Raw genomic sequence first — 23,001 nt, forward strand, 5'->3', positions numbered from 1 at the left:
GGGCCGGATTATGCCAGAAATGCCCAGAAATGGTAGGACCCTCCTGTCAGAACAGCATTACAAGGGCCCATACCGTATTCTGAGGGGCTTTACGCGTTGATCAATGGCGCGTGTCAGATGGCGAATCGACACCGCCGCCAGCAAACAGCTGTGCAACGTCAGTGGCATCGAACAGGTAGCGCTCGTTGCAGAACTGACAGTCGATCTCGATGCTGCCGTTGTGCTCGATGACCAGTTGCTGCGCGTCCTCCAGGCCAAGACTGACCAGTGCGTTGGCCGAGCGCTCGCGCGAGCAACTGCAGCGGAAACAGATTGGCTGAGCGTCGAACAGGCGCACCGGGTCTTCGTGATACAGGCGATGCAAAATGGTCTGGTTGTCCAGGCCGAGCATTTCTTCGGCAGTCAGGGTGCTGGCGAGGGTAATGACATGTTCCCAGCTGGCATCGCGCTCTTCCGGGTCGGTGATCTGTGCGGCAGGCAGTTGCTGCAGCAGCAGGCCGCGGGCGCGATGACCGTCAGCCTTGAGCCAGAAACGGGTGCCCAACTGCTCGGACATCACGAAGTAGTTAGAGAGGCTTTCCGACAGGTCGACGCCATCCAGCGCCACAACGCCCTGATAGCGCTTGCCCTTGTGCGGGTCGACAGTCAATGCCAGCGAACCATCAGGCATCAGGTCCTGCAGGCCCGCGTCTGGCGTGATGAGCGTTTCGTCATAGCGGGCGATACCGCGCAGCTCACGTTCGCTGGAGCATTCGACCATCAGCAGCGGTACAGCGCCGCTGGAGCGCGCCTGCAAAATCAGCAGTCCGTCGAACTTGAGGGTGCCGACCAGCAGAGCGGCGGCAGCCATCAGTTCTCCCAGCAACTGCGCGACCGGCTCCGGGTACGGGTGCTTGGCGAGTACTTCGGCATAACTGCGTTCAAGGGCTACCAGCTCTCCACGAACGTCGCTTTCGTCGAAGATGAAGCGCTGGGTGAAATCGGTGTCCGGTAAATCATGCATAGGGAAGGTATCTGAAGTAATGACAGTGGATGGCACGCGGCTGAGCAAGCACCGTCCGGCACTCGAAAGCGCCGTGGCCATGCGGATTGACCGGCATTTTAGGAGCTATCCGGTGCGCTTCCAAGCGGGTTGGCCGTTCGGGCTGATCGCCGGAGCCGCCATGCGCTGTTTTCAGTCGTTGTTGTGGCTGGCACGGAAACCAAAAAGCTCCCGGCGTTGCTTCTTGGTGGGCTTTCCGTCGGTAGTTACACCCAGGTTGCCAGCCTTGCGCTGAGCGGCCGCGCGTTCTCTTTTGGCGATGCTGTCCGGTGTCTCGCTATACAGCGTCTGCGCCTCAGGCGCACCCCGGCGAACGGTGGACAACGCTTCGACCACTATCGTGCGCTCATCGAAGCCCATGCGAATCTGAAACTCGTCGCCTGGACGAGGCTCCTTGCCGGGCTTGCAACGTTCGCCGCGACAGTGCACCTTGCCGCTTTCGATAGCTGCTTTGGCCAATGCGCGTGTTTTGAAAAAACGTGCGGCCCACAGCCATTTATCCAGACGGACCTTGTCATCTTCTTCCGGCTTTTGCGCCATTTGAATTCCTCATCAGTGCAGCAGTCTGAACGTTATCGGGCTCATCAGGAAACGCGACTGCGTCGCTCGCCTGATGTGTACATACCCACACGAACATGAAGTAACCGATCCTTGCTTGTCAAAAACAGCTATTCCCCTTTTCATTGCCCGACCCCTACATGGAGCGCGACGTGACAGATTTTCCAACTTCGTTGACCGCCCCCAGAAAAGGGTGCGCGGGATGCACGGGCAGTCCGGAACTGGATTTCTCGTTTGACTACGCGTATCAACCGATCGTGAACCTTCACGACCAGTCGATTTTCGCTCACGAGGCGCTGGTTCGTGGCCCCAATGGCGAAGGTGCGATGTCCGTTCTGAGTCAGGTCAACGACCAGAACCGCTACCGCTTCGATCAGGCCTGTCGGACCACCGCCATCGCCGGTGCCGCGAAACTAGGCATGAACGAGCGTTTATCGATCAACTTTTTGCCCAACGCCGTGTATCGTCCCGAGCTGTGTATCCGCAGCACGCTGGAGGCCGCCAGGCAGCATGACTTTCCTGTCGAGCGTTTGATTTTCGAAACAATCGAAAGCGAGCATGTGGATAACAACGGGCACTTGAGCAATATTCTGCGCGAGTATCGCGAGTTCGGCTTCATGACCGCCATCGATGATTTCGGTGCCGGGTATTCCGGGCTGACGCTGCTCGCGGACTTTCAGCCAGACCTGATAAAGCTCGACATGAACCTGATTCGCGACATTCATCGTGATCGCGCGCGTCAGGCTATTGTTCGGGGTGTTGTCACAATGTGTTCGGACTTGGGGATTAAGCTCATTGCCGAAGGTATAGAGCAGGTTGAGGAGCGGGACTTTCTCGCCGATTGCGGCATTTTCCTGATGCAGGGCTATCTGTTCGCCAAACCTGCATTCAAAGCCCTGGCGCAGATAGCACCTGACGTCTGGCAGAAGTCTTGAGACATACGGAATTGCATTGAAAACATTCGACCATCTGACAGTCATCGGCCTGCGCGAGTGGGTAGCGCTTCCCGACCTGGGGGTGGCGGGCCTGCGGGCAAAAATCGATACCGGTGCGAGCACGTCAAGCCTGCATGCCACCGAAATCGAACCTTTTGAGCGCGATGGCCAGAAATGGGTGCGCTTCAACGCGCATCTGGGCACTGTGGTTCAGTTGCGGCATCGCCGCTGCGAGGCGCAACTGGTCGCCATGAAAACCATTAAAAGCTCCAACGGCCACGCGCAGGTGCGTTACGTCATTCGCACCACGCTGGCCCTGGGTGATCGTATCTGGCCAGTGGAATTCACACTGGCTTGCCGCAAGTCGATGCGTTATCGACTGCTGCTGGGTTCCAAAGCGCTGATCGACGGCCAACTGGTGGTCAATCCGGGCATAACTTACGTACAAGACAAGCCGGTGTTCCCGGCCTCTACTTCCTCAGGTGTTGCATGAAGATCGCTGTGCTTTCGCGTAATCCGCGTCTGTATTCCACCCGTCGTCTGGTCGAAGCTGGCATCGAGCGTGGCCATGAGATGGTGGTGATCGACACCCTGCGCGCCTATATGAACATCGCCAGCCACAAGCCGCAGATCCACTACCGCGGCAAACCTCTGGAGGGCTTTGATGCGGTGATTCCGCGCATCGGTGCCTCGGTGACTTTCTATGGCTGTGCGGTGTTGCGTCAGTTTGAAATGATGGGCGTGTTTCCGCTCAATGAGTCGGTCGCCATTGCCCGCTCGCGCGACAAGTTGCGCTCGCTGCAACTGCTGTCACGTCGGGGCATCGGCTTGCCGGTGACAGGCTTTGCCCACTCGCCTGACGATATTCCCGACCTGATCCAGATGGTCAACGGCGCGCCGCTGGTCATCAAGGTGCTGGAAGGCACTCAGGGCATCGGCGTGGTGCTGTGCGAAACCGCTACGGCAGCCGAATCGGTGATTGAAGCCTTCATGGGTCTCAAGCAGGACATCATGGTGCAGGAGTACATCAAGGAAGCGGGCGGTGCCGATATTCGCTGCTTCGTTGTCGGTGACAAGGTCATCGCCTCGATGAAGCGTCAGGCCAAACCGGGCGAGTTTCGTTCCAACCTGCACCGTGGCGGCAGTGCCAGCCTGATCAAGATCACCCCGGAAGAACGCATGACTGCATTGCGTGCAGCCAAGGTCATGGGCTTGAGTGTGGCGGGTGTGGATATTCTGCGCTCCAATCACGGCCCGCTGGTGATGGAGGTCAACTCGTCACCTGGCCTGGAAGGCATTGAAGTCACCACCAGCAAGGATGTGGCCGGGATGATTATCGAGTATCTGGAGAAAAACAGCGGTCCGCACATGACCCGCACCAAAGGAAAAGGCTGACAGGGCGGCGACTCGACTCAATCGCTCAGGCCATGAGCTTGTCTGCGGATAAGCTGGCCTGGGCACTTCACTACCGTACATCTGTTAAATGCGCCGAGTAATCGATTCAGCAGCGCTATCTTCTTTCTGCAAACCCGCTTCTCTCCATCAGGCCGAAGACGACGTTTTAGCCACCTTCGCGCCGAATCGCCCTCTCGCCTCGCGACATAAATCAACACATTTCTGCTTATTTGTATGCCGATTGAGCATGAGGTAGTCGTTTACGGCATTAGACGTATGCGCGTGCCATGGGAATAGTTGCGACTTTTTTCGCCTGCTACAGAGCCGGGATGCTCGTCTGCGGTGACCTTCTCGGGACATTTCCAAAGGGATCCCCTGCCCTGAAACTGCTTTGAAAAGCACGCTCGGCGCATCGGTCTTGGACTTGCCCAAGCCACTTTGAACAAGGGTAATAATATGAAGAAGGCAAAGCTGAGTCTGGCTTGGCAGATTCTTATCGGACTGGTACTGGGTATCGCGGTGGGTGCGCTGCTCAACCATTTCAGCGCCGAGAAGGCCTGGTGGATCACCAATCTCCTGCAGCCTGCGGGCGATATCTTCATTCGTCTGATCAAGATGATCGTTATCCCTATCGTTGTCGCATCGCTGATTGTAGGCATCGCGGGTGTGGGCGACGCCAAGAAACTGGGGCGCATCGGTCTGAAGACCATCCTCTATTTCGAAGTCGTGACCACCATCGCCATTCTGGTGGGCCTGGTGCTGGCCAATGTGTTCCATCCGGGCACGGGTATCGACATGAGCACGCTGGGTACGGTGGATATCTCCAAATACCAGCAGACAACGGCCGAAGTTCAGCATGATCACGCGTTTATCGCGACCATTCTCAACCTGATCCCGTCCAACATCTTTGCTGCCATGGCGCGTGGCGAGATGCTGCCGATCATCTTCTTTTCAGTGCTGTTCGGTCTCGGGCTTTCCAGCCTGCAGGCAGAGGTCCGTGAGCCTCTGGTGAAGCTGTTTCAGGGCGTCTCGGAAACCATGTTCAAGGTCACGCACATGATCATGAACTACGCGCCGATCGGCGTGTTCGCGCTGATTGCGGTGACCGTCGCCAACTTCGGTTTCGCCTCCCTGTTGCCGCTCGCCAAGCTGGTGATTCTGGTGTACGTGGCCATCGCCTTCTTTGCCTTCGTGGTGCTGGGGCTGATCGCTCGGGCATTCGGCTTCTCGGTGATCAGGCTGATGCGCATCTTCAAGGACGAGCTGATTCTGTCCTACTCCACCGCCAGCTCAGAAACCGTACTGCCACGCGTGATCCAGAAAATGGAAGCCTACGGCGCGCCGAAGGCGATCTGCAGCTTCGTGGTGCCGACGGGCTACTCGTTCAACCTCGACGGCTCGACGCTCTATCAGAGCATCGCAGCGATCTTCATCGCTCAGTTGTACGGCATTGACCTGTCGATTGGCGCGCAGCTGATGCTGGTTCTGACCCTGATGGTCACGTCCAAAGGTATCGCGGGTGTGCCGGGTGTTTCCTTCGTGGTACTGCTGGCAACGTTGGGCAGCGCCGGTATCCCGCTGGAAGGCCTGGCGTTTATTGCCGGTGTCGACCGGATCATGGACATGGCGCGTACGGCCCTGAATGTGATCGGCAACGCGCTGGCCGTACTGGTCATCTCGCGCTGGGAAGGCATGTACGACGATGAAAAGGGCGAGCGCTACTGGAACTCCCTGCCGCACTGGCGCAGCAAGGAACCTGTACCGATGGGCCAGCCGACGGCTGACTGATCTTCGCCAATGTGCTGACAAACCCCGGACCTCCGGGGTTTGTTGTTTTCAGGTCGCCGGTTAGACTGCCTGCCTTACCAGAGGAATGAACATGAACGACGCACTCGACAATGACGAAGAAGAATTTGCCGCCTCGACCCTGATCGAAGCCATCGAGAACCAGATCGAATCCGGTAATCCGCCAGCGGCCAAGGCTGTTTTCAACATGCTTACCCTGGTTAAGTACGAGCGTGAAGACATTCTCGAAATGATGGCGCACGTCCTGGCCATCGAAATCGACGCCTTGCTGGAGCAGGACCGTCCGTTCGATACGCAATGGTACGAAGCAGCGCTGCGGGCCCTGCCCGATCTGCCCCCGGAAAAGTAACCTTGCGGTCAGATCGTGCCAGCAAGATATATGCTGCAAACACTCCAGACGCTGACTACACTGCAAATGCCCCGCTGCCGCATGATCCTCCGGGGCTGCCACGCCAAACCGGCTTCAACGGTCATCCAGAACCGACGAGCGCAGATTGGACACGTCGATTCCAGAGCGCACCCGCCAGCCGGCGAGGTCGTACTACTACAAAAAGTCTGGAGTACCTATGTCGTATACCCCTGAGTTGGTTGCCGAACTGGAAATCCTTGCACTGTTCAATCTGGGAAACACCCAGGAAGGCCTGAAAGTCCACCATGTAGCGGCACCCACTGCCGTTGCAGCAGCAAAAAGACTCTTCGATAAAGGACTGACGACCCAGGTCGATGGCGGTTATCTGACCAGCCTCGGGCTTGAGGCCGCTCAACATGCCCAATCACTGTTGACCATCCTCAACGTTTCCAAACAAGCTGCCTGACAGGCGCAGGGCCTGCGCACAAAAAAGCGTGGCAGGCCCTTCACTTATCTGAACGCCGGTCGATACAGGATTCTGGCGTCAGAATAACAACCCGACTGAATCCTTTTCTCTCGGCTGCAAACCTTCTCCGCCATCTTTGCTCAGTAATTCCACGCCTGCACAGGCCAGATGCCTTGAGTTGCGATGACGCGTAATCCTGAAATTCGCCCCGACCTGGATGAGGGCATCGACCGCAAGGTTCTCAGCCAGTTGCGCAACCGTTTCCTGTCGCTCAATGACGGGCGATATGCGCGTGCCCTCAAAGGCATGTCGACCCGCCAGCAAAGCGTTCTGACCCTGCTGCCGCTGTTCTTTCACGTCAACCACCCTCTGCTGCCCGGTTACGTTTCCGGTGGCACGCCTGCTGGCGTCTCGCAGTACGAACCGGACACGCTGGCGCTGGCCGAAGCGCAACGCCTGACACGCTCCTTCTCTTACAAGGTCCGGCGTGGTAACGCTCCTCAGCCGATTCACGGCCTGTTCCTGATGGGCAGCCTCGGTACGCTGGCCCAGGCTGAACAAAGCGACATGGACGTATGGGTCTGTCACGACAGCGAACTGGAGCCGGAGGCCATCGCCGAACTGCGCAGGAAATGCCAGGCCCTTGAAGCCTGGGCCGCCACTATGGGGGCAGAGGCGCACTTTTTCCTGATCGACCCGCAACGTTTCAAGCGTGGGGACCGCGACTCGCAGCTCAGCTCTGACGACTGCGGCACTACCCAGCATTACCTGTTGCTCGATGAGTTTTATCGCACGGCGATCTGGCTCGCAGGGCGCACCCCGATGTGGTGGCTGGTGCCAGTCTATGAAGAGCAGAACTATGAGGATTACACCCATACCCTGCTGAGCAAACGCTTCATTCGCGCCAGCGAAGTGCTCGACCTCGGGCCGATGTCGCACATTCCTGCGGCGGAATTTATTGGTGCCGGCTTGTGGCAGTTGTTCAAGGGTATCGAGTCGCCCTACAAGTCTGTTCTCAAGCTGCTGCTGATCGAGGTTTACTCCAGTGAACATCCCCGCGTGCAGTGCCTGAGCCTGCGTTTCAAGCAAGCGGTGTTTGCCAACCAACTGGACCTGGATGAGCTGGACCCGTACGTGGTTGTGTACCGGCGTATCGAAGAGCATCTGCAGGCACGCAACGAGCAAGAGCGCCTCGAACTGGTGCGGCGCAGCCTGTACCTGAAGGTCAACAAAAAGCTCACCGGCTCGAGCCGTCAGCGCCACACCGGTTGGCAACGCCTGCTGCTGGAGCGCCTGACCTCTGAGTGGGGCTGGGATGAACGACAACTGGCGCTGCTCGACAGCCGCAGCCAGTGGAAAGTGCGCCAGGTGGCCAGCGAGCGTCGTGCACTGGTTAACGAGCTCAATTACAGCTATCGCTTTCAGACCCGGTTCGCCAGCACGCAAAGCACCGCCGACGCGCTCAATGCTCGTGACCTGACCATACTCGGTCGGCGCCTGTATGCCGCTTTCGAGCGCAAGGCGGGCAAGGTCGAGTTCATCAATCCGGGCATCGCTCCGGACCTTGCAGAAGATACGCTGACGCTGGTGCATTCCCCTGATAAACGCGAGCCAGGCAAGCATCAGTGGGCCCTGTACAACGGCAACCTGGGTATTCACGAGTGGCCGAACTTTTCGCCGATCAAACGCAGCCGGGAATTGCTCGAGCTGCTGACCTGGTGCCACCGCAACAACGTGATCGACACCACGACCCGCGTGGCGCTGCATCCGGGCACCAGTGACTTGAGCGAGTTCGAGTTGTTCAACCTGCTCGGTGCCTTGCAGCAGAGTATTGAACTGCCGCTGCCCGAGGTCAGCGACGATGAGCTGCTCATGCCCAGTACACCCAGCGAGATACTGTTGCTGGTCAATGTCGGTGTCGACCCGCTCAGGCATCACCGCGACCTTAATATTCTGATGACCACCGAGCGCACCGACTCGCTCAGTTACGCGGGTGTCCGGGAGAATCTGGTGCTGACGCTGGACCAGATCACCCTCAATACCTGGAACGAAACGCTGGTCAGCCGCTATGACGGCCCGCATGCCCTGCTCGACTGCATGAGCGAACTGCTCGGCAGCCTGCCGCAGAGCGGTAAGCAGCCGCAGATTCGCGTGCGCTGCTTCTGTCATAACCGGGCACCTGCCATCGCTCAGCGGGTTGAAGAACTGATCAGCACGGCCCGGTTATTACTCGCCAGGCGGTTGAACCATCGTTATCTGATTCAAGTGCAGCAGCAGTATCACGTGCTGGAGATCAAACCCGGGCAGGTCGGTCATGTAGTGGTCAACAGCCTGCCAGGCCTGTTCAATTACCTGGGTGAAGAGCTGCCGTTGTACAGCCCTTTGCATCTGGACCCTCACGCACTCGATGGCCACGATCTGGCCCTGATCCTGCCACTTGGTCAGCCTGAATGCATTCAGGTGTTCTACCGAATCAACGAGCCGGATGCCGACGTGTACGTGCTGGACGAACACAATTCGCTCTGGCACCAGCGCCTGCCGTATCACGACGAACAAAGCCTGCTGACGCCACTGCAGCGTTTTCTTCACTCGCTGGTTTATCGCCGAGGCGCGTCATTGCCGCTGGACGACCCGTCCGAGCCGGTTTCGCTGGAAACCCTTTATTACCAAGTGCTGCCTTCTGGCCCTGGGCTTGCCCGGCGTGTCGAACATCGGTTGGCACCGACTGCGGCGGACAAGGCGTTTTATGACGTGCAGGCAATCATCGAAGAAACCTCGCCCGGACAGCTGAGCGCCACGCTGTACTGCGATAACTGCGAGTTTTCCGAGCTGGAATATGGCGATCAGCTGTATGCCGCCGTTGCCCGGCAAATTCTCGGCAAACGCCTGGAACCCCAGCGCTATCGCTGTTACATCACCGACCTGGACCTGTCCGGGCTGCTGGATGACCGGCATGGACAAAGCATCCTCTTCCTGCATCACAAGGCCGAGCTGGAAAAGCTGTTGAACGAGGCGATGGACCAGGCCTGACGTACGCTTGTCCTGCCCCGCGCGCCTAACGTTCCAACGCCGAGCACTGGCACGATAGGTGTTCTGCGCGCCGCCTCTCGTTCCGCACGCTCCAGCGTGGAAATGCCGTTCTGGACGCTCTGCGTCCGCTCTTGAATGCGGAGGCGCTTTACGGATGCAGCGCCTTCGATTACTCGTACTCGCCCGCTGCTTCCGGCTGATACTCCACCGCCAGCAAGGTCAGCTTGAGGGTCTTGCCGCCCGGTGCTGGCCAGTCGATGTGCTGGCCGACCTGCAAACCCAGCAACGCCGAGCCCATTGGCGCGAGGACCGAGACGGTGCCGTCTGCGCCTGCATCCTGGGGATAAACCAGCTTGAGGTGATAGTCCTTGCCGCTGACTTCTTCACGGCAATGCACACGCGAATTCATGGTCACAACGCCCGCAGGCACTTCATCGTGGCCCACTACCTGATCGGCGCGGTCCAGTTCGGCCTGCAACGCCTGGATGCCCGGCGTGTCTTCGTCCTGGCTGGCGATAAAACTCTCAAGACGCTGTACGTCGAGGCGGGTGAGGATGATCGAAGGTGCTGTGGTCATGGTCTGGGCAGACTCCTTTATTCTCCATGAATAAAACAAAACCCCGCCGGGGTGGGCGGGGTTCTACGGGCCTCTCAATCTGGAGAAGCAGAGTCCGACACTAACACAGCGCAGTAAATACACAACCCGACGCGGCATCAGCCTGCGGTCTGGCCCGCAGTGGCTCGACGCTGGTCCGCTTCATGGCGAATCTGTCGACGACGATGGTCATCGGCCGAGCGCCATTCGCGGATGTCTTCGACATGACGGAAGCACCCGAGGCAAACCTTCTGCTCATCGAGCCGGCACAGGCTGATACAGGGCGACGGTACAGCCGGGCTGACGTTGCTGAAAAGCGGTTTGGGCGGTCGAACGGGGGACTGGCTCACGATCAGATCTCGTCGAAATCCAGTTCGACACCGGCTTGCTCAAGGGTGATGCGCGCAAGCATTTCGCTGAGCAGCTCATCACTGGTGTCGCATGCCCAACGGCTGTTCTCTTCGTCATAATCGAAATGGAAACCGCCGGAGCGGGCTGCCAGCCACAGCTGACGAAGCGGCTCCTGACGACTGAAGATCAGTTGCGAGCCGTTTTCGAACTTGACGGTGAGGACGCCGGCCGAGTTTTCCAGGTCGACATCCAGGCCGCTCTCGTCGAAAACATCTTCCAGCACCTGCTGCGTCGCATCGACGAGGTCGTGAAAACGGGCTTCGGTCAAACTCATTGCGGGAACCTCGATAAGTGTCTGCAAATAGCGCAGAGGGGCAAGATACGGACGCAGCCAGGCAAATGCAAAGCTTACTCATCATTGACGATGCACGAGCACTTTAATCCCGATCAACCACCGCTCTGCTGCGGCTTTCACGTCAAAGGCACGCCAGACGGGAGGCCGCTCGCATAGGCAAGGTGCCGGGTGGTCGGTATACTCGGGCGCAATTAATGCTTTTACAAAGGATTTCGCCATGAAGCGCCTGATCTCTTCGCTTGCTGCGCTTGTCGCGGTCGCTTGTCTTGTTACAGCCTGCGGCCAGAAAGGCCCGCTGTATCTGCCGGATGACACCAAAACTCCGGATGAACAAGCCAAATCGCAATCGCACAAGCACCTTTAAGGGAATTCAATGGACGCCTTCAACTACCGCGACGGTGAGCTGTTCGCGGAAGGGGTAGCATTGTCTGCCATTGCCGAGCGCTTCGGCACGCCGACCTATGTCTACTCGCGCGCTCATATAGAGGCGCAATACCGTGCCTACGCCGATGCGCTGAGCGGCATGCCGCATATGGTCTGCTTCGCCGTAAAAGCCAACTCCAATCTGGGCGTGTTAAATGTCCTGGCGCGTCTTGGCGCCGGTTTCGACATTGTTTCGCGCGGCGAACTGGAGCGTGTGCTGGCCGCAGGCGGCAAAGCCGAGAAGATCGTGTTTTCCGGCGTCGGCAAGACCCGTGAAGACATGCGTCGCGCTCTTGAAGTTGGTGTGCACTGCTTCAATGTCGAATCCACCGACGAGCTTGAGCGCCTGCAGGAAGTGGCTGCCGAGCTTGACGTTCGTGCGCCGATATCGCTGCGGGTCAACCCGGATGTGGATGCAGGCACTCACCCTTACATCTCCACCGGCCTTAAAGAAAACAAATTCGGCATCGCCATTGCAGATGCCGAAGACGTTTACATTCGCGCCTCGCAACTGCCAAACCTGGAAGTGATCGGGGTCGACTGCCATATTGGCTCGCAACTGACCACGCTCGAGCCGTTCATTGATGCGCTGGATCGCCTGCTGGACCTGGTTGATCGCCTGGGCGATTGCGGCATTCACCTGCACCATATCGATCTGGGTGGCGGTCTTGGTGTGCGTTATCGCGACGAAGAGCCTCCGCTGGCGGCCGACTACATCAAAGCCGTGCGTGAGCGACTGGCTGGTCGTGATCTGGGGCTGTTGTTCGAGCCGGGGCGCTTCATCGTGGCCAACGCAGGCGCGCTGCTGACCCGCGTCGAATACCTCAAGCACACCGAGCACAAGGATTTCGCCATCGTCGATGCGGCGATGAACGATCTGATCCGCCCAGCGCTTTATCAGGCGTGGATGGACGTCACAGCAGTGCGTCCGCGTGACAGCGAACCTCGTGCGTACGACATCGTCGGGCCGATCTGCGAGACCGGCGACTTCCTCGCCAAAGGGCGCGAGCTGGCGCTGGCCGAAGGCGATCTGCTGGCGGTCCATTCAGCCGGTGCCTATGGCTTCGTCATGAGTTCGAACTACAACACCCGTGGCCGTGCTGCTGAGGTACTGGTCGACGGTTCCCAGGCTTTTGAAGTGCGTCGTCGCGAAACCGTGGCCGAGCTGTTCGCTGGCGAAAGCCTGCTGCCGGAGTAATCCCATGCTGCTGCGTTTTACCAAGATGCACGGGCTGGGTAACGACTTCATGGTCCTGGACCTTGTGAGTCAGCACGCGCACATCTTGCCCAAGCATGCCAAACAATGGGGCGACCGCCACACCGGTATCGGTTTCGATCAGCTTTTGCTGGTCGAGGCGCCGAACAATCCGGATGTGGACTTTCGCTACCGAATCTTCAACTCCGATGGTTCCGAAGTCGAACAGTGCGGCAACGGCGCGCGCTGCTTTGCCCGTTTCGTACTCGACAAGCGCCTGACGGCCAAGAAGCAGATACGCGTCGAGACCAAGAGCGGCATCATTGAGCTGGATATCCGCAGCGACGGGCAGATCAGCGTCGATATGGGGCCACCCAGGTTTGTCCCGGAAGAAATACCTTTCGAGGCCGCAGAGCAGGCCACCCGTTACAACGTCGAGGTAGACGGGCAGAATATCGAACTGGCTGCTGTGTCCATGGGCAACCCGCATGCAGTACTGCGTGTCGATGACATCAATAACGCGCCGGTCCACGAGCTGGGGCCAAAGATCGAGCATCACCCGCGCTTTCCGGCACGGGTCAATGTGGGCTTTCTCCACGTGGTGGACCGTCAGCGTGCGCAGTTGCGTGTCTGGGAGCGTGGTGCCGGGGAAACCCAGGCCTGTGGCACCGGCGCCTGTGCGGCGGCGGTTGCTGCCATCAGCCAGGGCTGGATGGATTCGCCGCTGCTGATCGACCTGCCCGGAGGTCGCCTGTCCATCGAATGGGCTGGCCCGGGACATTCTGTCATGATGACCGGCCCCGCCGTCAGGGTTTATGAAGGCCAAGTTCGTCTTTGAGTGAGTAACTGCCATGACCGATCAACCTCCCGCTTCAACAGGCACCCCCTGCGAATCGCCTGTCGATAGCGCAGCGCCAGACCTTGAAGCAGAGGCGGTCATCGCCTTCCTGCTTGAGCACCCGGACTTTTTCGCCGAGCACGACGAGCTGCTGGTGTCGATGCGCATCCCGCACCAGCGTGGCAATACCGTTTCGCTGGTCGAGCGTCAGCTAAAGCTGCTGCGCGAGCGCAACATCGAAATGCGTCATCGCCTGTCGCAGCTGATGGACGTCGCACGGGACAACGACCGCCTGTTCGAAAAGACCCGACGCCTGAACCTCGCCCTGATGGATGCCACCAGCCTGGACGAGCTTGTCATCGCTGTCGAAGACAGCCTGCGTCAGGATTTTCAGGTGCCCTTCGTCAGCCTGATCCTGTTCAGTGACAGCCCGATGCAAGTGGGGCGATGGGTCAGCAGCGCCGAAGCACAGAAAGCAATCGGCGGCCTGATTGGCGAGAAGATCATCTGCGGCGCGTTGCGTGAGCATGAACTGGCGTTCCTGTTTGGCGCAGAGCAAGGCAAGGAAGTGGGCTCTACCGCCATCGCCAGCCTCAATCACCTGGGCCTGCATGGCGTGCTGGCCATCGGCAGTCGTGATCCGCAGCATTACAAAAGCTCGGTCGGCACCCTGTTCCTCAGTTACATCGCCGACGTCCTGAGCCGCCTGCTGCCGCGTTTCGCTCACTCTTTACGCTCGGTTCGCTAGCCATGGAACAGCATCTGGACGCCTACTGCATGCACCTGCGCAGTGAGCGCCAGGTGTCGCCTCATACGCTTGAAGCCTACCGGCGCGATCTGGGCAAGGTTCTGGCATATTGCCAGAAGGCGCAACTGTCGAGCTGGAATGATTTGGATATCCAGCACCTGCGCAGCTTTACCGCCCGCCAGCACCAGCAGGGCCAGTCTTCACGCAGTCTGGCCCGCATGCTGTCGGCGGTGCGCGGTTTCTACAAATACCTCAATCGCGAAGGCATCTGCCAGCACGACCCGGCAAACGGCCTGTCACCGCCCAAGGGCGACCGGCGTCTGCCCAAGACGCTGGACACCGACCGCACCGCGCAATTACTGGACGGTGGCGTTGAAGATGATTTTCTGGCTCATCGCGATCAAGCCATTCTGGAACTGCTTTACTCATCAGGGTTGCGCCTGTCCGAACTGACGGGCCTGAACCTGGACCAACTGGACCTGCGCGACGGTCTGGTGCAGGTCCTGGGCAAAGGCAGCAAGACCCGCGTACTGCCGGTCGGTAGCAAGGCTCGCCAGGCGCTGGAAATATGGTTGCCGCTGCGTGCCCTGACCAATCCGCAGGACGACGCCGTGTTCGTCAGCCAGCAAGGCAAGCGCCTCGGCCCGCGCACGATTCAAGTGCGGCTCAAGGCGGCTGGTGAGAGGGAGTTAGGGCAGAACCTGCATCCGCACATGCTGCGTCACTCGTTCGCCAGCCACCTGCTGGAGTCGTCACAGGACTTGCGCGCCGTGCAGGAGCTGCTGGGTCATGCGGACATCAAGACCACGCAGATATATACGCACCTGGACTTCCAGCATTTGGCTACTGTTTATGACAGCGCCCATCCCCGAGCCAAACGTAAAGGAGCTGCAGATGATTAAGCTGGTGACGTTTGATCTTGACGACACGCTCTGGGACACCGCCCCTGCCATTGCCGGTGCCGAAGTCACACTGCGTGACTGGCTGGCCGAACACGCGCCAAAGCTGGGGGCGATTCCTGTCGAGCACCTGTGGGAAATTCGCTCGCGCCTTGTGGCTGAAGACCCGTCCTTCAAGCACCGCATCAGCGCCTTGCGACGCCGCGTGCTGTTCCATGCGCTCGAAGATGCCGGCTACGACCCGGACGAGGCGCAGGACCTTGCCGACCGCGGCTTTGAAGTCTTCCTGCATGGCCGCCATCAGGTGCAGATTTTCCCTGAGGTGCAACCCATGCTGGAAATTCTCGCCAAGACCTTCACGCTGGGCGTGATTACCAATGGCAATGCCGATGTGCGTCGTTTGGGGCTGGCTGACTATTTTGCCTTCGCGCTGTGCGCCGAGGACCTGGGTATCGGTAAGCCCGACCCCGCACCGTTTGTGGAAGCGTTACGGCGCGCAAAAGTCGATGCCAGCGCAGCCGTGCACGTAGGCGATCACCCGAAGGACGATATCGCAGGTGCCCAACAGGCGGGCATGCGCGCCATCTGGTACAACCCGCAAGGCAAGGCCTGGGACGCAGACCGGCTGCCGGATGCCGAGATCCACAACCTGTCGCAGCTGCCGGAAGTCCTGGCACGCTGGGCCTGAAAACGGTCTGATGTTCGCTCAATAGAAAAAGCCCGCAGCGACGGCGGGCTTTTTCTCATACAGCGTCTGCAGCCTTAAATCGGGCGGCTACCGTATTTGTTGTCAGGCTTCTTGGGCGGATCGGCGACCACGTTGGCCTCCACTTCCTGCACCTTGCCACCACGCGCCAGGAACTCTTCCATGGCACGCGCCAGAGCATCGCGCTCTTTGTTCTTGGCTTCTACGCTAGGCAGTTCATCGACCGAGACAGCGGCCTTGGCCTTGCCTTTTGCGGGTGCTGCCGGAACGTCGGAATCGTCTGGCTCGGCTGCGTCGTCTTCCGGGGAGGCTGCTGCAAGCTCCTCACCGTCTTCGCCTTCCAGGTCGTCTACCAGATCGTCGTTAGTATCGTCGTCGTCGCTCATGTTCTACCTCATGACTTGCGAAAGCTGATTAGTTATAGCCCAACCGCCCGGAAATGCTAAGGCGATCGGAAAAATTCCATAACCGCTGACTCCAGCGGTTATATCCACTCACCCTGAAGGGTGGCGAGGACGTTACGAGACCCACCAGCGTCTCGATGTTCGCCCAGGTAAATACCTTGCCAGGTGCCCAGCGCCAGTCGCCCTGCCGTCACCGGCAGAACCAACTGGCAGCCCAGCAGACTGGCCTTGAAATGCGCTGGCAAGTCATCAGGGCCTTCGTCGTCATGTTCGTAGCCGTCCACGCCCTGGGGCACCAGACGGTTGAAAAAACGCTCAAAGTCACGACGTACCGCCGGATCGGCATTTTCGTTGACGGTCAACGAAGCCGAGGTATGTTGCAGCCATACATGCAGTAGCCCGACACGACAATCGCGTAATGCGGGCAAACCCGCGACTATTTCGTCAGTCACCAGATGGAACCCGCGGGGCCTGGCCCGCAAGGCAATTCTGGATTGATGCCACATACCGTTCTCCGCACCTTCGGCGCGCATTCTAACTCGACTGAGAAAAAAGCAAAGCGCGCAATAAACCGGCTTCCCTGCAAGTTGACGAAGACTGTCGATACATCGTTACCTGCGCTGCGTCACGGTGCCGAAATCATTGACGCGGGCAAAGTCAATGACAGCAAAAATCCGCGGTATATCCGCAAACGTCAGACAAAAAAAATGCCCGGAGACCGGGCATTCTTTTTTGCATCTGCGGCTGCTTACAAGTTGTAGCCACGCTCGTTGTGTTGCGCAAGGTCCAGACCGACAGACTCTTCCTCGTCGGTAACCCGCAGACCCATTACAGCGTCCAGGACTTTAAGGATGATGAAGGTCACGATTGCGGTGTAAACGACGGTGAACGCGACGCCTTTGAACTGAATCCAGACCTGAGCACCGATGTCAGTCACAGTGCCGAAGCCGCCCAGTGCAGGGGCTGCGAACACGCCGGTCAGGATCGCGCCGACGATACCGCCGATACCGTGAACGCCGAACGCATCCAGGGAGTCGTCGTAGCCAAGCTTGCGCTTGAGGCTGGTAGCGCAGAAGAAGCAGATCACGCCTGCCGCCAGACCGATGATCAGAGCGCCCATCGGGCCGACTGTACCGGCAGCCGGGGTAATAGCGACCAGACCGGCAACCACGCCCGACGCGATGCCCAGAGCGCTTGGCTTGCCGTGGGTCAGCCACTCGGCGAACATCCAGCCCAGTGCGGCGGCAGCGGTAGCGATTTGAGTCACCAGCATCGCCATACCGGCAGTTCCGTTGGCCGCAGCGGCGGAACCGGCGTTGAAACCGAACCAGCCGACCCAGAGCATTGCTGCGCCGATCAGGGTGTAACCCAGATTGTGCGGAGCCATCGGCGTGGTCGGGAAGCCTTTGCGCTTGCCCAGTACCAGGCAGGCCACCAGACCGGCTACACCGGCGTTGATGTGCACCACGGTGCCACCAGCGAAGTCGAGAACGCCCCAGTCCCACATCAGGCCACCGACGCCACCCCAGACCATGTGGGCGATTGGCGCGTAGACCAGAGTGAACCAGATACCCATGAACACCAGCATTGCGGAGAACTTCATGCGTTCTGCGAAAGCGCCGACAATCAGGGCAGGGGTAATGATCGCGAAGGTCATCTGGAAGGTGACGAACACCGCCTCAGGGAACAACGCCGCAGGACCGGTAATGCTTGCTGGCGTGATGCCTGCCAGGAACGCTTTACCCATACCGCCAAAGAAGGAATTGAAGTTGACGACGCCCGCTTCCATGCCGGTTGTATCGAACGCAATGCTGTAGCCGTACACGACCCACAGGATGCTGATCAGACCGGTGATGGCGAAACACTGCATCATCACGGACAGAATATTCTTCGAGCGAACCATACCGCCGTAGAACAGCGCGAGACCGGGGATGGTCATGAACAGGACCAGAGCGGTCGAGGTCAGCATCCATGCGGTGTCGCCAGAGTTCAGCACCGGCTCGGCCACTGGGTCAGCCGCCAGGGCAAGACCAGGTAATGCGAGGGACAACAGGGCACCGAGCCCTGCGAATTGACGCAGAGTCATATTGTTTTCTCCTGGGGCGTTGGGTTTGGCGGCTTAAATAGCGTCTGTATCGGTCTCGCCGGTACGGATGCGAATGGCCTGTTCCAGATTGACCACAAAAATCTTGCCGTCACCGATCTTGCCGGTGTTGGCGGCCTTGGTTATGGCTTCGATGACACGATCCAGATCCTTGTCATCAATGGCGACATCGATCTTCACTTTGGGAAGGAAGTCGACGACGTATTCAGCACCGCGATAAAGCTCAGTGTGACCCTTCTGACGCCCGAAGCCTTTGACTTCAGTGACGGTGATGCCCTGCACGCCGATTTCAGACAACGACTCGCGAACGTCATCCAGTTTGAACGGCTTGATGATGGCAGTGACTAGCTTCATGAAAACTTTCTCCCGAATTTGGTGGACTTGCCCCAGGAAAACAAACCCGACTCAAGTCTAAGCGCAGTGCCTGGCTTTGTAACGTGTCGGCCGCCTGATCAGGCCAGGCCAACTCCAGAAAACCGCTTCTGACGAAACACTTCCCCGCTCCGCCTGCCGCACTGCATTCGTCACAGCGACTGCATCAGTGCATGGGTCATAAGCCACTAAGCAGAAAGCTTGCCATCTCGTGAATATTCATTGAATACAGGCTCTTGGGCAGGTTTTGCCGGGTCAAACCGGCTTCGCGACCAAGGTAATGCACACTAATGGTGCTCATGTGCACGCCGCAGCGCTCCATAAGCGTGCGACTCGGCCCGTCAAATTGACTATAGACACTGCGTGTTACACTGCAGGCTTCTGATTCAGGAAAATCATCATGCTCGCGCCCAAAGCCTTTCTTGACGCCCTCAGCGGCCACGCTTCCCGTCTTTTCAACGGCGAAACGCCAGTACCCCGCAGCGAATTCGAAGCCCAGTTCAAGGCCCTGCTGCAAAGCGGCTTCAGCAAACTGGACCTGGTCAGCCGTGAAGAATTCGATAGCCAGATGGCCGTCCTCGCCCGCACCCGCGCCCGCCTGGAAGCGCTGGAGGCCAAGATGGCCGAGATGGAAGAGAAGGCTGGCGGTGTTGAAAAGGCCGAGTAATTCCTGGCCTGATATCTTCGCCGGTCGTCAGGCCATTGCGATCAGGCGATCTCGCTTCTGATCGCTTGTACCACCATGCTCGACAATCGCTCGGTCAGAGGATTGGGATTCGCCTCGTGCCTTTGCAACGTCAGGGCTATCGAAGGCAGAGCCGGCAAACCCCGGTCTTCGATATTCAGAAGCTCAGTGCCCGATTGAAGACCAAGAGCCGTTCTGATGGTGTAGCCCAATCCAGCCTCGGTGGCCGCAGACAGACCATTGAGACTCGAGCTGGTAAAGGAAAGATGCCAAGGGATCCCGGCAAGGTTCAATGCGTCAGTGGCCTTTGAATGGAAGGGACAAGGCGCATCAAATGCAATCACAGGAAGTGGGTTGCCTGACTCGACACGCCAGTCCAGATACCGGTGTGACGATCCGATCCATTGCATGGGCAGCTCTACGATCGTTTCTTGGTACCCATTCTTTTTTACACCTCCCCATGCCACCGCAAGATCGAGAGAACCATTTTCGATGCGGTTCAACAGATCTGCATTACGTGCAATACGTGCCTCGACTCGAACATCGGGGTGGGCTCTGGCGAATCGTCCAAGCACTGTCGGCAGGAAACTGCCCAGGTCTTCCTGAAGCCCGAGGCGTACCCAGCCTTTGAGTTTGAGCTCCGACACTGCCGTTATGGTCTCGTCGTTAAGGCTCAAGAGGCGCTTGGAATAGTTAAGTAACACCTCCCCGGTGTCCGTCAACGCCAGCTTGCGTCCGGCTTTCTTGAAGAGTGGAGAGCCTGCCTGAGCTTCCAGTTTTTTCAATTGGGCACTAATGGCTGACGTAGAGCGGGCAAGTTTTTGCGCGGCCTTGGCAAAACTGCCCAATTCGACCCCTGTTACAAAACTGCGCATGACATCTAAATCGAAATTCACCGGTCTCATAACAATCCTGCTTTTTGGGACGAACACGCAAAATAATTTGATATTCGAGACGATACTCTCATGAGAATCTTGCGACCCACAACCAATTAAATAGTGGGATTCTTATGACTGTCGATAACGGTCACCGTTGGAAAGTGCTTGGCGTCGGCGTGGCCGCCAATGCGAGCTTTTCAAGCGTCGTAGGGGGGCTGCCCGCGACGGCGGTCTATATGCGTGCCACCTACCAGTTGGATAACAGCGAGCTGGGGCTTGTACTCGGCGTTTTAGGATTGGGTATCGCCATCAGCGAGATCCCGTGGGGGCTGCTGACTGACCGCTGGGGAGACCGTCCCGTACTGCTGACTGGCCTGCTCAGTTCGGGGATTGCATTGCTGATATTGGCCATGCTGGCCTCTTACGCACCGACGGTCGTATTGCTGGCGTTGGGCCTGTTCGTAGTGGGCCTGCTTGGCAGCAGCGTCAACGGAGCCAGTGGGCGAGCGATCATGGCCTGGTTCAAAGAAGGTGAACGGGGGTTGGCCATGAGCATTCGCCAGACGGCCGTTCCGGGCGGTTACGCCTTGGGGGCCATCGTGCTGCCCTATCTCGCTTATACCTACGGGTTTGTAGAGGTCTTTACTGCATCAGCCTTGTTCTGCCTGATAGCGGCGTTGTTCGCCGGGTTCTGGCTCTATGAACCCGACTTCTCCAGCAGCGCTGCAAAAAAACAGAGCATGGAGACAAGTGCGAGCCCGTTAAAGGATCTGAGGGTCTGGCGCATCGTATTAGCCATCGGTCTGTTATGCGCGCCTCAATTCGCGATCCTCACCTATGCGGCGGTGTTCTTCCATGATTTCAGCAAGATGGACATCACGCTGATTTCAACCACGTTGGCGATTATCCAGGTCGGCGCGATTGTCAGCAGAATATGGAGCGGACGCTGGACCGACAAAAACAAAAACCGACGTGCCTACCTCAAGACGTGTGCCTGGTTAAGCACCCTGACTTTTTTGGCGCTGGGCACCTTGGTGTCGGCAGCGGGGTTCTATGGCTTGAGTGAAACTGCGCTGGCCAGCGGTCTGATTATCGGCGTCATGATCATTGCTGGAATCAGCGTGTCCGCCTGGCACGGTGTCGCCTATACCGAACTTGCCACACTGGCGGGTGCGAGTCGGGCGGGTACAGCCTTGGCCATGGGCAATACCTGCGTGTTTGTGGTGCTGTTCGCAACGCCCATCGCTGCATCCTCTCTCATGACTCACTTTTCCTGGGGAGTGGTGTGGCTGGCAGCAGCCTTCTGCGCGCTGTTGACGGTGCCGTTGTTCCCGCGCGTTGAAAAAAGCTATGCACTGGCACCCCGTTCAACCTGAGACCGATTCCCCTGCTGACCGCTGTTTCTTGAGTTGTGGCGGGCTACTCAATTATGGTCGCGACCATCTGAGCCATGAGGCTGCGCTGCCTGCGGACCCGTCTCACCCTGCACTGATGGGGCCTCTGACATTCGCTGAAAAAATCATTCAGCGTCATTTGATCAAAGCGCATGGTGCACAACGCGTCGAGCAGGGCGCGGGGATCCTTTTAAAGGCGGACTGGCGTTTTATTCACGAATATTACACAGGCCTGTGCGCCCACTTGCTTGATGATGCGTTCGGCGAAGATTTTCAACTGTATGAGCCCGATTCCATACTGGCTTTCGAGGACCATCTTTCCTATAAAAATCGAAGCCCGGCGCACTTGAAACAAAATCTTGTCGGTGAGCTCGATGGCTTGTCCCACGCGCACCGGGATTTCGTCGAAAAGCATAAGCTCACCGCACACGGTTACTTGCCTGCGGAGGGCAGTGAGGGCATCTCTCACGCGATGATGGCCGAGCACTATGCGCTGCCTGGACAAGTTGTAGTGGGTACCGACTCACATACCCCGCACAGTGGCGCGCTTGGCTGTCTGGCGTTTGGTGTTGGCACTACCGACATGGCCAACGCGTTCATGACGGGCTCGGTCAGAGCCGTGTATCCACAGATACTGCGTATTTCGCTGATCGGCAGATTGGCCGAAGGCGTCACAGCCAAGGATCTGGTGCTGGTCTTGCTGGCTGATGCGCGTATCAGGGCAGGTCATGGCGTGGGCAAGGTATTTGAATTCGGCGGCCCGGCCATCGCGTTTTTATCGACTGATGAGCGCACAACACTCACCAATATGACCGCGGAGCTTGGCGGTTTCACCGGCATCGTTGTGCCCGATCAGGAAACCGTCAGTTTTCTCAAGCAACGACGCAACGTCGACTTCGTTCTTGAACCGTGGATGCACAGTGACCCGCATGCGGCCTATGCTGACACCATAGAACTCGATTGCGATCTAGTTCGTCCGATGATTGCTTCTCCGGGAGACCCTGGCAATGGACGACAACTCACCGATCTGACAGATCGGGTGCATGTCGATATCGCCTATGGCGGCTCCTGTACGGCGGGCAAGCGTGATGATTTCGATCACTATTTCGAGGTTATCAACTGGGCGCTTGAAAATGACCTGAGGTGCCATCCCGACGTAAAGCTGTATCTGCAGTTCGGTACTGTAGACGTGCGCGATTACTGTGAGCAAAAAGGCTACCTTCCGGCATTCGAGACCTTTGGTGCAGAACTGCTACAGCCTGCATGCGGCGCGTGCGCAAACTGCGGCCCAGGCTCTTCGACCAGTAAGGATCAGGTTACCGTCAGCGCCATCAACCGTAACTTTCCAGGGCGTTCCGGCCCGGGACAAGTATGGCTGGCAAGCCCGCTAACCGTAGTGGCCAGCGCCATAGCAGGTTACATCTCCTCTTTCTCGGCGCTGCAGACCTGCAGAGCCGATTGACAGGGGGGCGT

Annotated in this window: 27 protein-coding genes; 16 read left to right on the forward strand and 11 right to left on the reverse strand. The window is 58.4% G+C overall.

All coding sequences use genetic code 11. The features are described from left to right. Nucleotides 1–100 precede the first annotated feature (100 nt). Nucleotides 101–1,003, reverse strand: a complete 903-nt coding sequence (gene hslO, locus RYB66_RS23790; RefSeq protein ID WP_316884785.1) for an Hsp33 family molecular chaperone HslO — start codon at nt 1,001–1,003, stop codon at nt 101–103. A 171-nt stretch (nt 1,004–1,174) separates the two neighbouring features. Beyond that, nucleotides 1,175–1,582 carry an RNA-binding S4 domain-containing protein gene (locus RYB66_RS23795; RefSeq protein ID WP_316884784.1) on the reverse strand — a complete coding sequence of 136 codons (408 nt, stop codon included), beginning with the start codon at nt 1,580–1,582 and terminating at the stop codon, nt 1,175–1,177. A 170-nt stretch (nt 1,583–1,752) separates the two neighbouring features. Here RYB66_RS23795 and RYB66_RS23800 point away from each other — a divergent pair, with 170 nt between their 5' ends. From RYB66_RS23800 to RYB66_RS23830, 7 genes are all read left to right on the forward strand, one after another. Next, nucleotides 1,753–2,535 (forward strand): EAL domain-containing protein, encoded by a 783-nt coding sequence (locus RYB66_RS23800; RefSeq protein WP_002555827.1) that lies wholly within the window; start codon nt 1,753–1,755, stop codon nt 2,533–2,535. 49 nt (nt 2,536–2,584) lie between these two features. Then, nucleotides 2,585–3,028, forward strand: a complete 444-nt coding sequence (locus RYB66_RS23805) for an ATP-dependent zinc protease (protein WP_170947379.1) — start codon at nt 2,585–2,587, stop codon at nt 3,026–3,028. Beyond that, nucleotides 3,025–3,930: a 30S ribosomal protein S6--L-glutamate ligase gene (gene rimK / locus RYB66_RS23810; protein WP_003318100.1), complete on the forward strand. Its 906-nt coding sequence runs from the start codon at nt 3,025–3,027 to the stop codon at nt 3,928–3,930. Before RYB66_RS23805 ends, rimK begins: the two co-directional genes overlap by 4 nt. Before the next feature lie 456 nt (nt 3,931–4,386). Next, nucleotides 4,387–5,718, forward strand: coding sequence for a glutamate/aspartate:proton symporter GltP (gene gltP, locus RYB66_RS23815; protein ID WP_002555824.1), 1,332 nt, complete (start codon nt 4,387–4,389; stop codon nt 5,716–5,718). Nucleotides 5,719–5,809: 91 nt separating this feature from the next. Then, nucleotides 5,810–6,085 carry a hypothetical protein gene (locus RYB66_RS23820; protein ID WP_005743165.1) on the forward strand — a complete coding sequence of 92 codons (276 nt, stop codon included), beginning with the start codon at nt 5,810–5,812 and terminating at the stop codon, nt 6,083–6,085. A gap of 217 nt (nt 6,086–6,302) precedes the next feature. After that, nucleotides 6,303–6,551: a TIGR02647 family protein gene (locus tag RYB66_RS23825; protein ID WP_002555822.1), complete on the forward strand. Its 249-nt coding sequence runs from the start codon at nt 6,303–6,305 to the stop codon at nt 6,549–6,551. A gap of 183 nt (nt 6,552–6,734) precedes the next feature. After that, the gene (locus tag RYB66_RS23830; protein ID WP_316895647.1) at nt 6,735–9,581 is read left to right on the forward strand and encodes a class I adenylate cyclase; all 2,847 of its coding nucleotides are present in this window, start codon (nt 6,735–6,737) and stop codon (nt 9,579–9,581) included. Nucleotides 9,582–9,750: 169 nt separating this feature from the next. On the opposite strand, the gene rnk is transcribed toward RYB66_RS23830, so the two are convergent. The 3 genes from rnk to cyaY form a co-directional block, all read right to left on the reverse strand. Beyond that, nucleotides 9,751–10,158: a nucleoside diphosphate kinase regulator gene (rnk, locus tag RYB66_RS23835; protein ID WP_005743168.1), complete on the reverse strand. Its 408-nt coding sequence runs from the start codon at nt 10,156–10,158 to the stop codon at nt 9,751–9,753. Nucleotides 10,159–10,295: 137 nt separating this feature from the next. Then, complete coding sequence (locus RYB66_RS23840; protein ID WP_044295754.1) at nt 10,296–10,526, reverse strand: DUF1289 domain-containing protein; 231 nt, start codon at nt 10,524–10,526, stop codon at nt 10,296–10,298. Between the two features lie 2 nt (nt 10,527–10,528). Beyond that, entirely contained in the window at nt 10,529–10,861 is a 333-nt protein-coding gene (cyaY, locus tag RYB66_RS23845; protein WP_002555818.1) for an iron donor protein CyaY, read from the reverse strand. Nucleotides 10,862–11,099: 238 nt separating this feature from the next. Here cyaY and lptM point away from each other — a divergent pair, with 238 nt between their 5' ends. The 6 genes from lptM to RYB66_RS23875 are packed head-to-tail and all read left to right on the forward strand — an operon-like array spanning nt 11,100 to nt 15,673. Next, nucleotides 11,100–11,246 carry an LPS translocon maturation chaperone LptM gene (gene lptM, locus RYB66_RS23850; protein ID WP_002555817.1) on the forward strand — a complete coding sequence of 49 codons (147 nt, stop codon included), beginning with the start codon at nt 11,100–11,102 and terminating at the stop codon, nt 11,244–11,246. Nucleotides 11,247–11,255: 9 nt separating this feature from the next. Further along, a complete protein-coding gene (lysA, locus tag RYB66_RS23855; RefSeq protein ID WP_005743170.1) occupies nt 11,256–12,503 on the forward strand; it encodes a diaminopimelate decarboxylase in 1,248 nt (415 codons plus the stop codon). Nucleotides 12,504–12,507: 4 nt separating this feature from the next. After that, nucleotides 12,508–13,338: a diaminopimelate epimerase gene (gene dapF / locus RYB66_RS23860; RefSeq protein ID WP_004659606.1), complete on the forward strand. Its 831-nt coding sequence runs from the start codon at nt 12,508–12,510 to the stop codon at nt 13,336–13,338. A gap of 13 nt (nt 13,339–13,351) precedes the next feature. After that, complete coding sequence (locus RYB66_RS23865; protein WP_002555814.1) at nt 13,352–14,086, forward strand: DUF484 family protein; 735 nt, start codon at nt 13,352–13,354, stop codon at nt 14,084–14,086. Between the two features lie 2 nt (nt 14,087–14,088). Next, nucleotides 14,089–14,988: a tyrosine recombinase XerC gene (gene xerC, locus RYB66_RS23870; RefSeq protein WP_005782331.1), complete on the forward strand. Its 900-nt coding sequence runs from the start codon at nt 14,089–14,091 to the stop codon at nt 14,986–14,988. After that, a complete protein-coding gene (locus tag RYB66_RS23875; protein ID WP_004659608.1) occupies nt 14,981–15,673 on the forward strand; it encodes an HAD family hydrolase in 693 nt (230 codons plus the stop codon). The genes xerC and RYB66_RS23875 overlap by 8 nt, the downstream gene beginning before the upstream one ends. Before the next feature lie 74 nt (nt 15,674–15,747). On the opposite strand, the gene sutA is transcribed toward RYB66_RS23875, so the two are convergent. From sutA to RYB66_RS23900, 5 genes are all read right to left on the reverse strand, one after another. Beyond that, nucleotides 15,748–16,077, reverse strand: coding sequence for a transcriptional regulator SutA (gene sutA / locus RYB66_RS23880; RefSeq protein WP_002555811.1), 330 nt, complete (start codon nt 16,075–16,077; stop codon nt 15,748–15,750). Nucleotides 16,078–16,175: 98 nt separating this feature from the next. Next, nucleotides 16,176–16,601 carry a secondary thiamine-phosphate synthase enzyme YjbQ gene (locus RYB66_RS23885; RefSeq protein ID WP_005743175.1) on the reverse strand — a complete coding sequence of 142 codons (426 nt, stop codon included), beginning with the start codon at nt 16,599–16,601 and terminating at the stop codon, nt 16,176–16,178. Between the two features lie 242 nt (nt 16,602–16,843). Next, nucleotides 16,844–18,181, reverse strand: coding sequence for an ammonium transporter (locus RYB66_RS23890; RefSeq protein ID WP_004663188.1), 1,338 nt, complete (start codon nt 18,179–18,181; stop codon nt 16,844–16,846). Nucleotides 18,182–18,214: 33 nt separating this feature from the next. Beyond that, nucleotides 18,215–18,553 carry a P-II family nitrogen regulator gene (glnK, locus tag RYB66_RS23895; RefSeq protein WP_002555808.1) on the reverse strand — a complete coding sequence of 113 codons (339 nt, stop codon included), beginning with the start codon at nt 18,551–18,553 and terminating at the stop codon, nt 18,215–18,217. Between the two features lie 196 nt (nt 18,554–18,749). Continuing rightward, a complete protein-coding gene (locus tag RYB66_RS23900) occupies nt 18,750–18,872 on the reverse strand; it encodes a hypothetical protein (RefSeq protein WP_255872753.1) in 123 nt (40 codons plus the stop codon). 99 nt (nt 18,873–18,971) lie between these two features. Between RYB66_RS23900 and RYB66_RS23905 the strand changes: the two genes are divergently transcribed. Beyond that, nucleotides 18,972–19,238 carry an accessory factor UbiK family protein gene (locus RYB66_RS23905; protein WP_316895650.1) on the forward strand — a complete coding sequence of 89 codons (267 nt, stop codon included), beginning with the start codon at nt 18,972–18,974 and terminating at the stop codon, nt 19,236–19,238. A gap of 41 nt (nt 19,239–19,279) precedes the next feature. Here RYB66_RS23905 and RYB66_RS23910 read toward each other — a convergent pair whose 3' ends face one another. After that, entirely contained in the window at nt 19,280–20,161 is an 882-nt protein-coding gene (locus tag RYB66_RS23910; RefSeq protein WP_316895652.1) for a LysR substrate-binding domain-containing protein, read from the reverse strand. 104 nt (nt 20,162–20,265) lie between these two features. On the opposite strand from RYB66_RS23910, the gene RYB66_RS23915 reads away from it, so the two are divergent. Further along, a complete protein-coding gene (locus RYB66_RS23915; protein WP_019740751.1) occupies nt 20,266–21,510 on the forward strand; it encodes an MFS transporter in 1,245 nt (414 codons plus the stop codon). A 157-nt stretch (nt 21,511–21,667) separates the two neighbouring features. Next, on the forward strand, nt 21,668–22,990 hold the full coding sequence (locus tag RYB66_RS23920) for a 3-isopropylmalate dehydratase large subunit (protein WP_316895656.1): 1,323 nt from the start codon (nt 21,668–21,670) through the stop codon (nt 22,988–22,990). Nucleotides 22,991–23,001: the final 11 nt, after the last annotated feature.

The organism is Pseudomonas syringae group sp. 243L2, assembly GCF_032587875.1.
Taxonomy (GTDB): domain Bacteria; phylum Pseudomonadota; class Gammaproteobacteria; order Pseudomonadales; family Pseudomonadaceae; genus Aquipseudomonas; species Aquipseudomonas amygdali.

What these genes read in the sequence shown, in the direction of transcription:
- xerC (WP_005782331.1), top strand. Translation starts at nt 14,089, where the DNA reads ATGGAACAGCATCTGGACGCCTACTGCATGCACCTGCGCAGTGAGCGC.
- RYB66_RS23825 (WP_002555822.1), top strand. Translation starts at nt 6,303, where the DNA reads ATGTCGTATACCCCTGAGTTGGTTGCCGAACTGGAAATCCTTGCACTG.
- lptM (WP_002555817.1), top strand. Translation starts at nt 11,100, where the DNA reads ATGAAGCGCCTGATCTCTTCGCTTGCTGCGCTTGTCGCGGTCGCTTGT.
- RYB66_RS23910 (WP_316895652.1), bottom strand. Translation starts at nt 20,161, where the DNA reads ATGAGACCGGTGAATTTCGATTTAGATGTCATGCGCAGTTTTGTAACA.
- RYB66_RS23915 (WP_019740751.1), top strand. Translation starts at nt 20,266, where the DNA reads ATGACTGTCGATAACGGTCACCGTTGGAAAGTGCTTGGCGTCGGCGTG.
- RYB66_RS23865 (WP_002555814.1), top strand. Translation starts at nt 13,352, where the DNA reads ATGACCGATCAACCTCCCGCTTCAACAGGCACCCCCTGCGAATCGCCT.
- dapF (WP_004659606.1), top strand. Translation starts at nt 12,508, where the DNA reads ATGCTGCTGCGTTTTACCAAGATGCACGGGCTGGGTAACGACTTCATG.
- RYB66_RS23830 (WP_316895647.1), top strand. Translation starts at nt 6,735, where the DNA reads ATGACGCGTAATCCTGAAATTCGCCCCGACCTGGATGAGGGCATCGAC.
- sutA (WP_002555811.1), bottom strand. Translation starts at nt 16,077, where the DNA reads ATGAGCGACGACGACGATACTAACGACGATCTGGTAGACGACCTGGAA.
- cyaY (WP_002555818.1), bottom strand. Translation starts at nt 10,861, where the DNA reads ATGAGTTTGACCGAAGCCCGTTTTCACGACCTCGTCGATGCGACGCAG.
- RYB66_RS23890 (WP_004663188.1), bottom strand. Translation starts at nt 18,181, where the DNA reads ATGACTCTGCGTCAATTCGCAGGGCTCGGTGCCCTGTTGTCCCTCGCA.
- RYB66_RS23905 (WP_316895650.1), top strand. Translation starts at nt 18,972, where the DNA reads ATGCTCGCGCCCAAAGCCTTTCTTGACGCCCTCAGCGGCCACGCTTCC.
- glnK (WP_002555808.1), bottom strand. Translation starts at nt 18,553, where the DNA reads ATGAAGCTAGTCACTGCCATCATCAAGCCGTTCAAACTGGATGACGTT.
- gltP (WP_002555824.1), top strand. Translation starts at nt 4,387, where the DNA reads ATGAAGAAGGCAAAGCTGAGTCTGGCTTGGCAGATTCTTATCGGACTG.
- RYB66_RS23795 (WP_316884784.1), bottom strand. Translation starts at nt 1,582, where the DNA reads ATGGCGCAAAAGCCGGAAGAAGATGACAAGGTCCGTCTGGATAAATGG.
- lysA (WP_005743170.1), top strand. Translation starts at nt 11,256, where the DNA reads ATGGACGCCTTCAACTACCGCGACGGTGAGCTGTTCGCGGAAGGGGTA.
- rimK (WP_003318100.1), top strand. Translation starts at nt 3,025, where the DNA reads ATGAAGATCGCTGTGCTTTCGCGTAATCCGCGTCTGTATTCCACCCGT.
- RYB66_RS23820 (WP_005743165.1), top strand. Translation starts at nt 5,810, where the DNA reads ATGAACGACGCACTCGACAATGACGAAGAAGAATTTGCCGCCTCGACC.
- rnk (WP_005743168.1), bottom strand. Translation starts at nt 10,158, where the DNA reads ATGACCACAGCACCTTCGATCATCCTCACCCGCCTCGACGTACAGCGT.
- RYB66_RS23900 (WP_255872753.1), bottom strand. Translation starts at nt 18,872, where the DNA reads ATGAGCACCATTAGTGTGCATTACCTTGGTCGCGAAGCCGGTTTGACC.
- RYB66_RS23875 (WP_004659608.1), top strand. Translation starts at nt 14,981, where the DNA reads ATGATTAAGCTGGTGACGTTTGATCTTGACGACACGCTCTGGGACACC.
- hslO (WP_316884785.1), bottom strand. Translation starts at nt 1,003, where the DNA reads ATGCATGATTTACCGGACACCGATTTCACCCAGCGCTTCATCTTCGAC.
- RYB66_RS23885 (WP_005743175.1), bottom strand. Translation starts at nt 16,601, where the DNA reads ATGTGGCATCAATCCAGAATTGCCTTGCGGGCCAGGCCCCGCGGGTTC.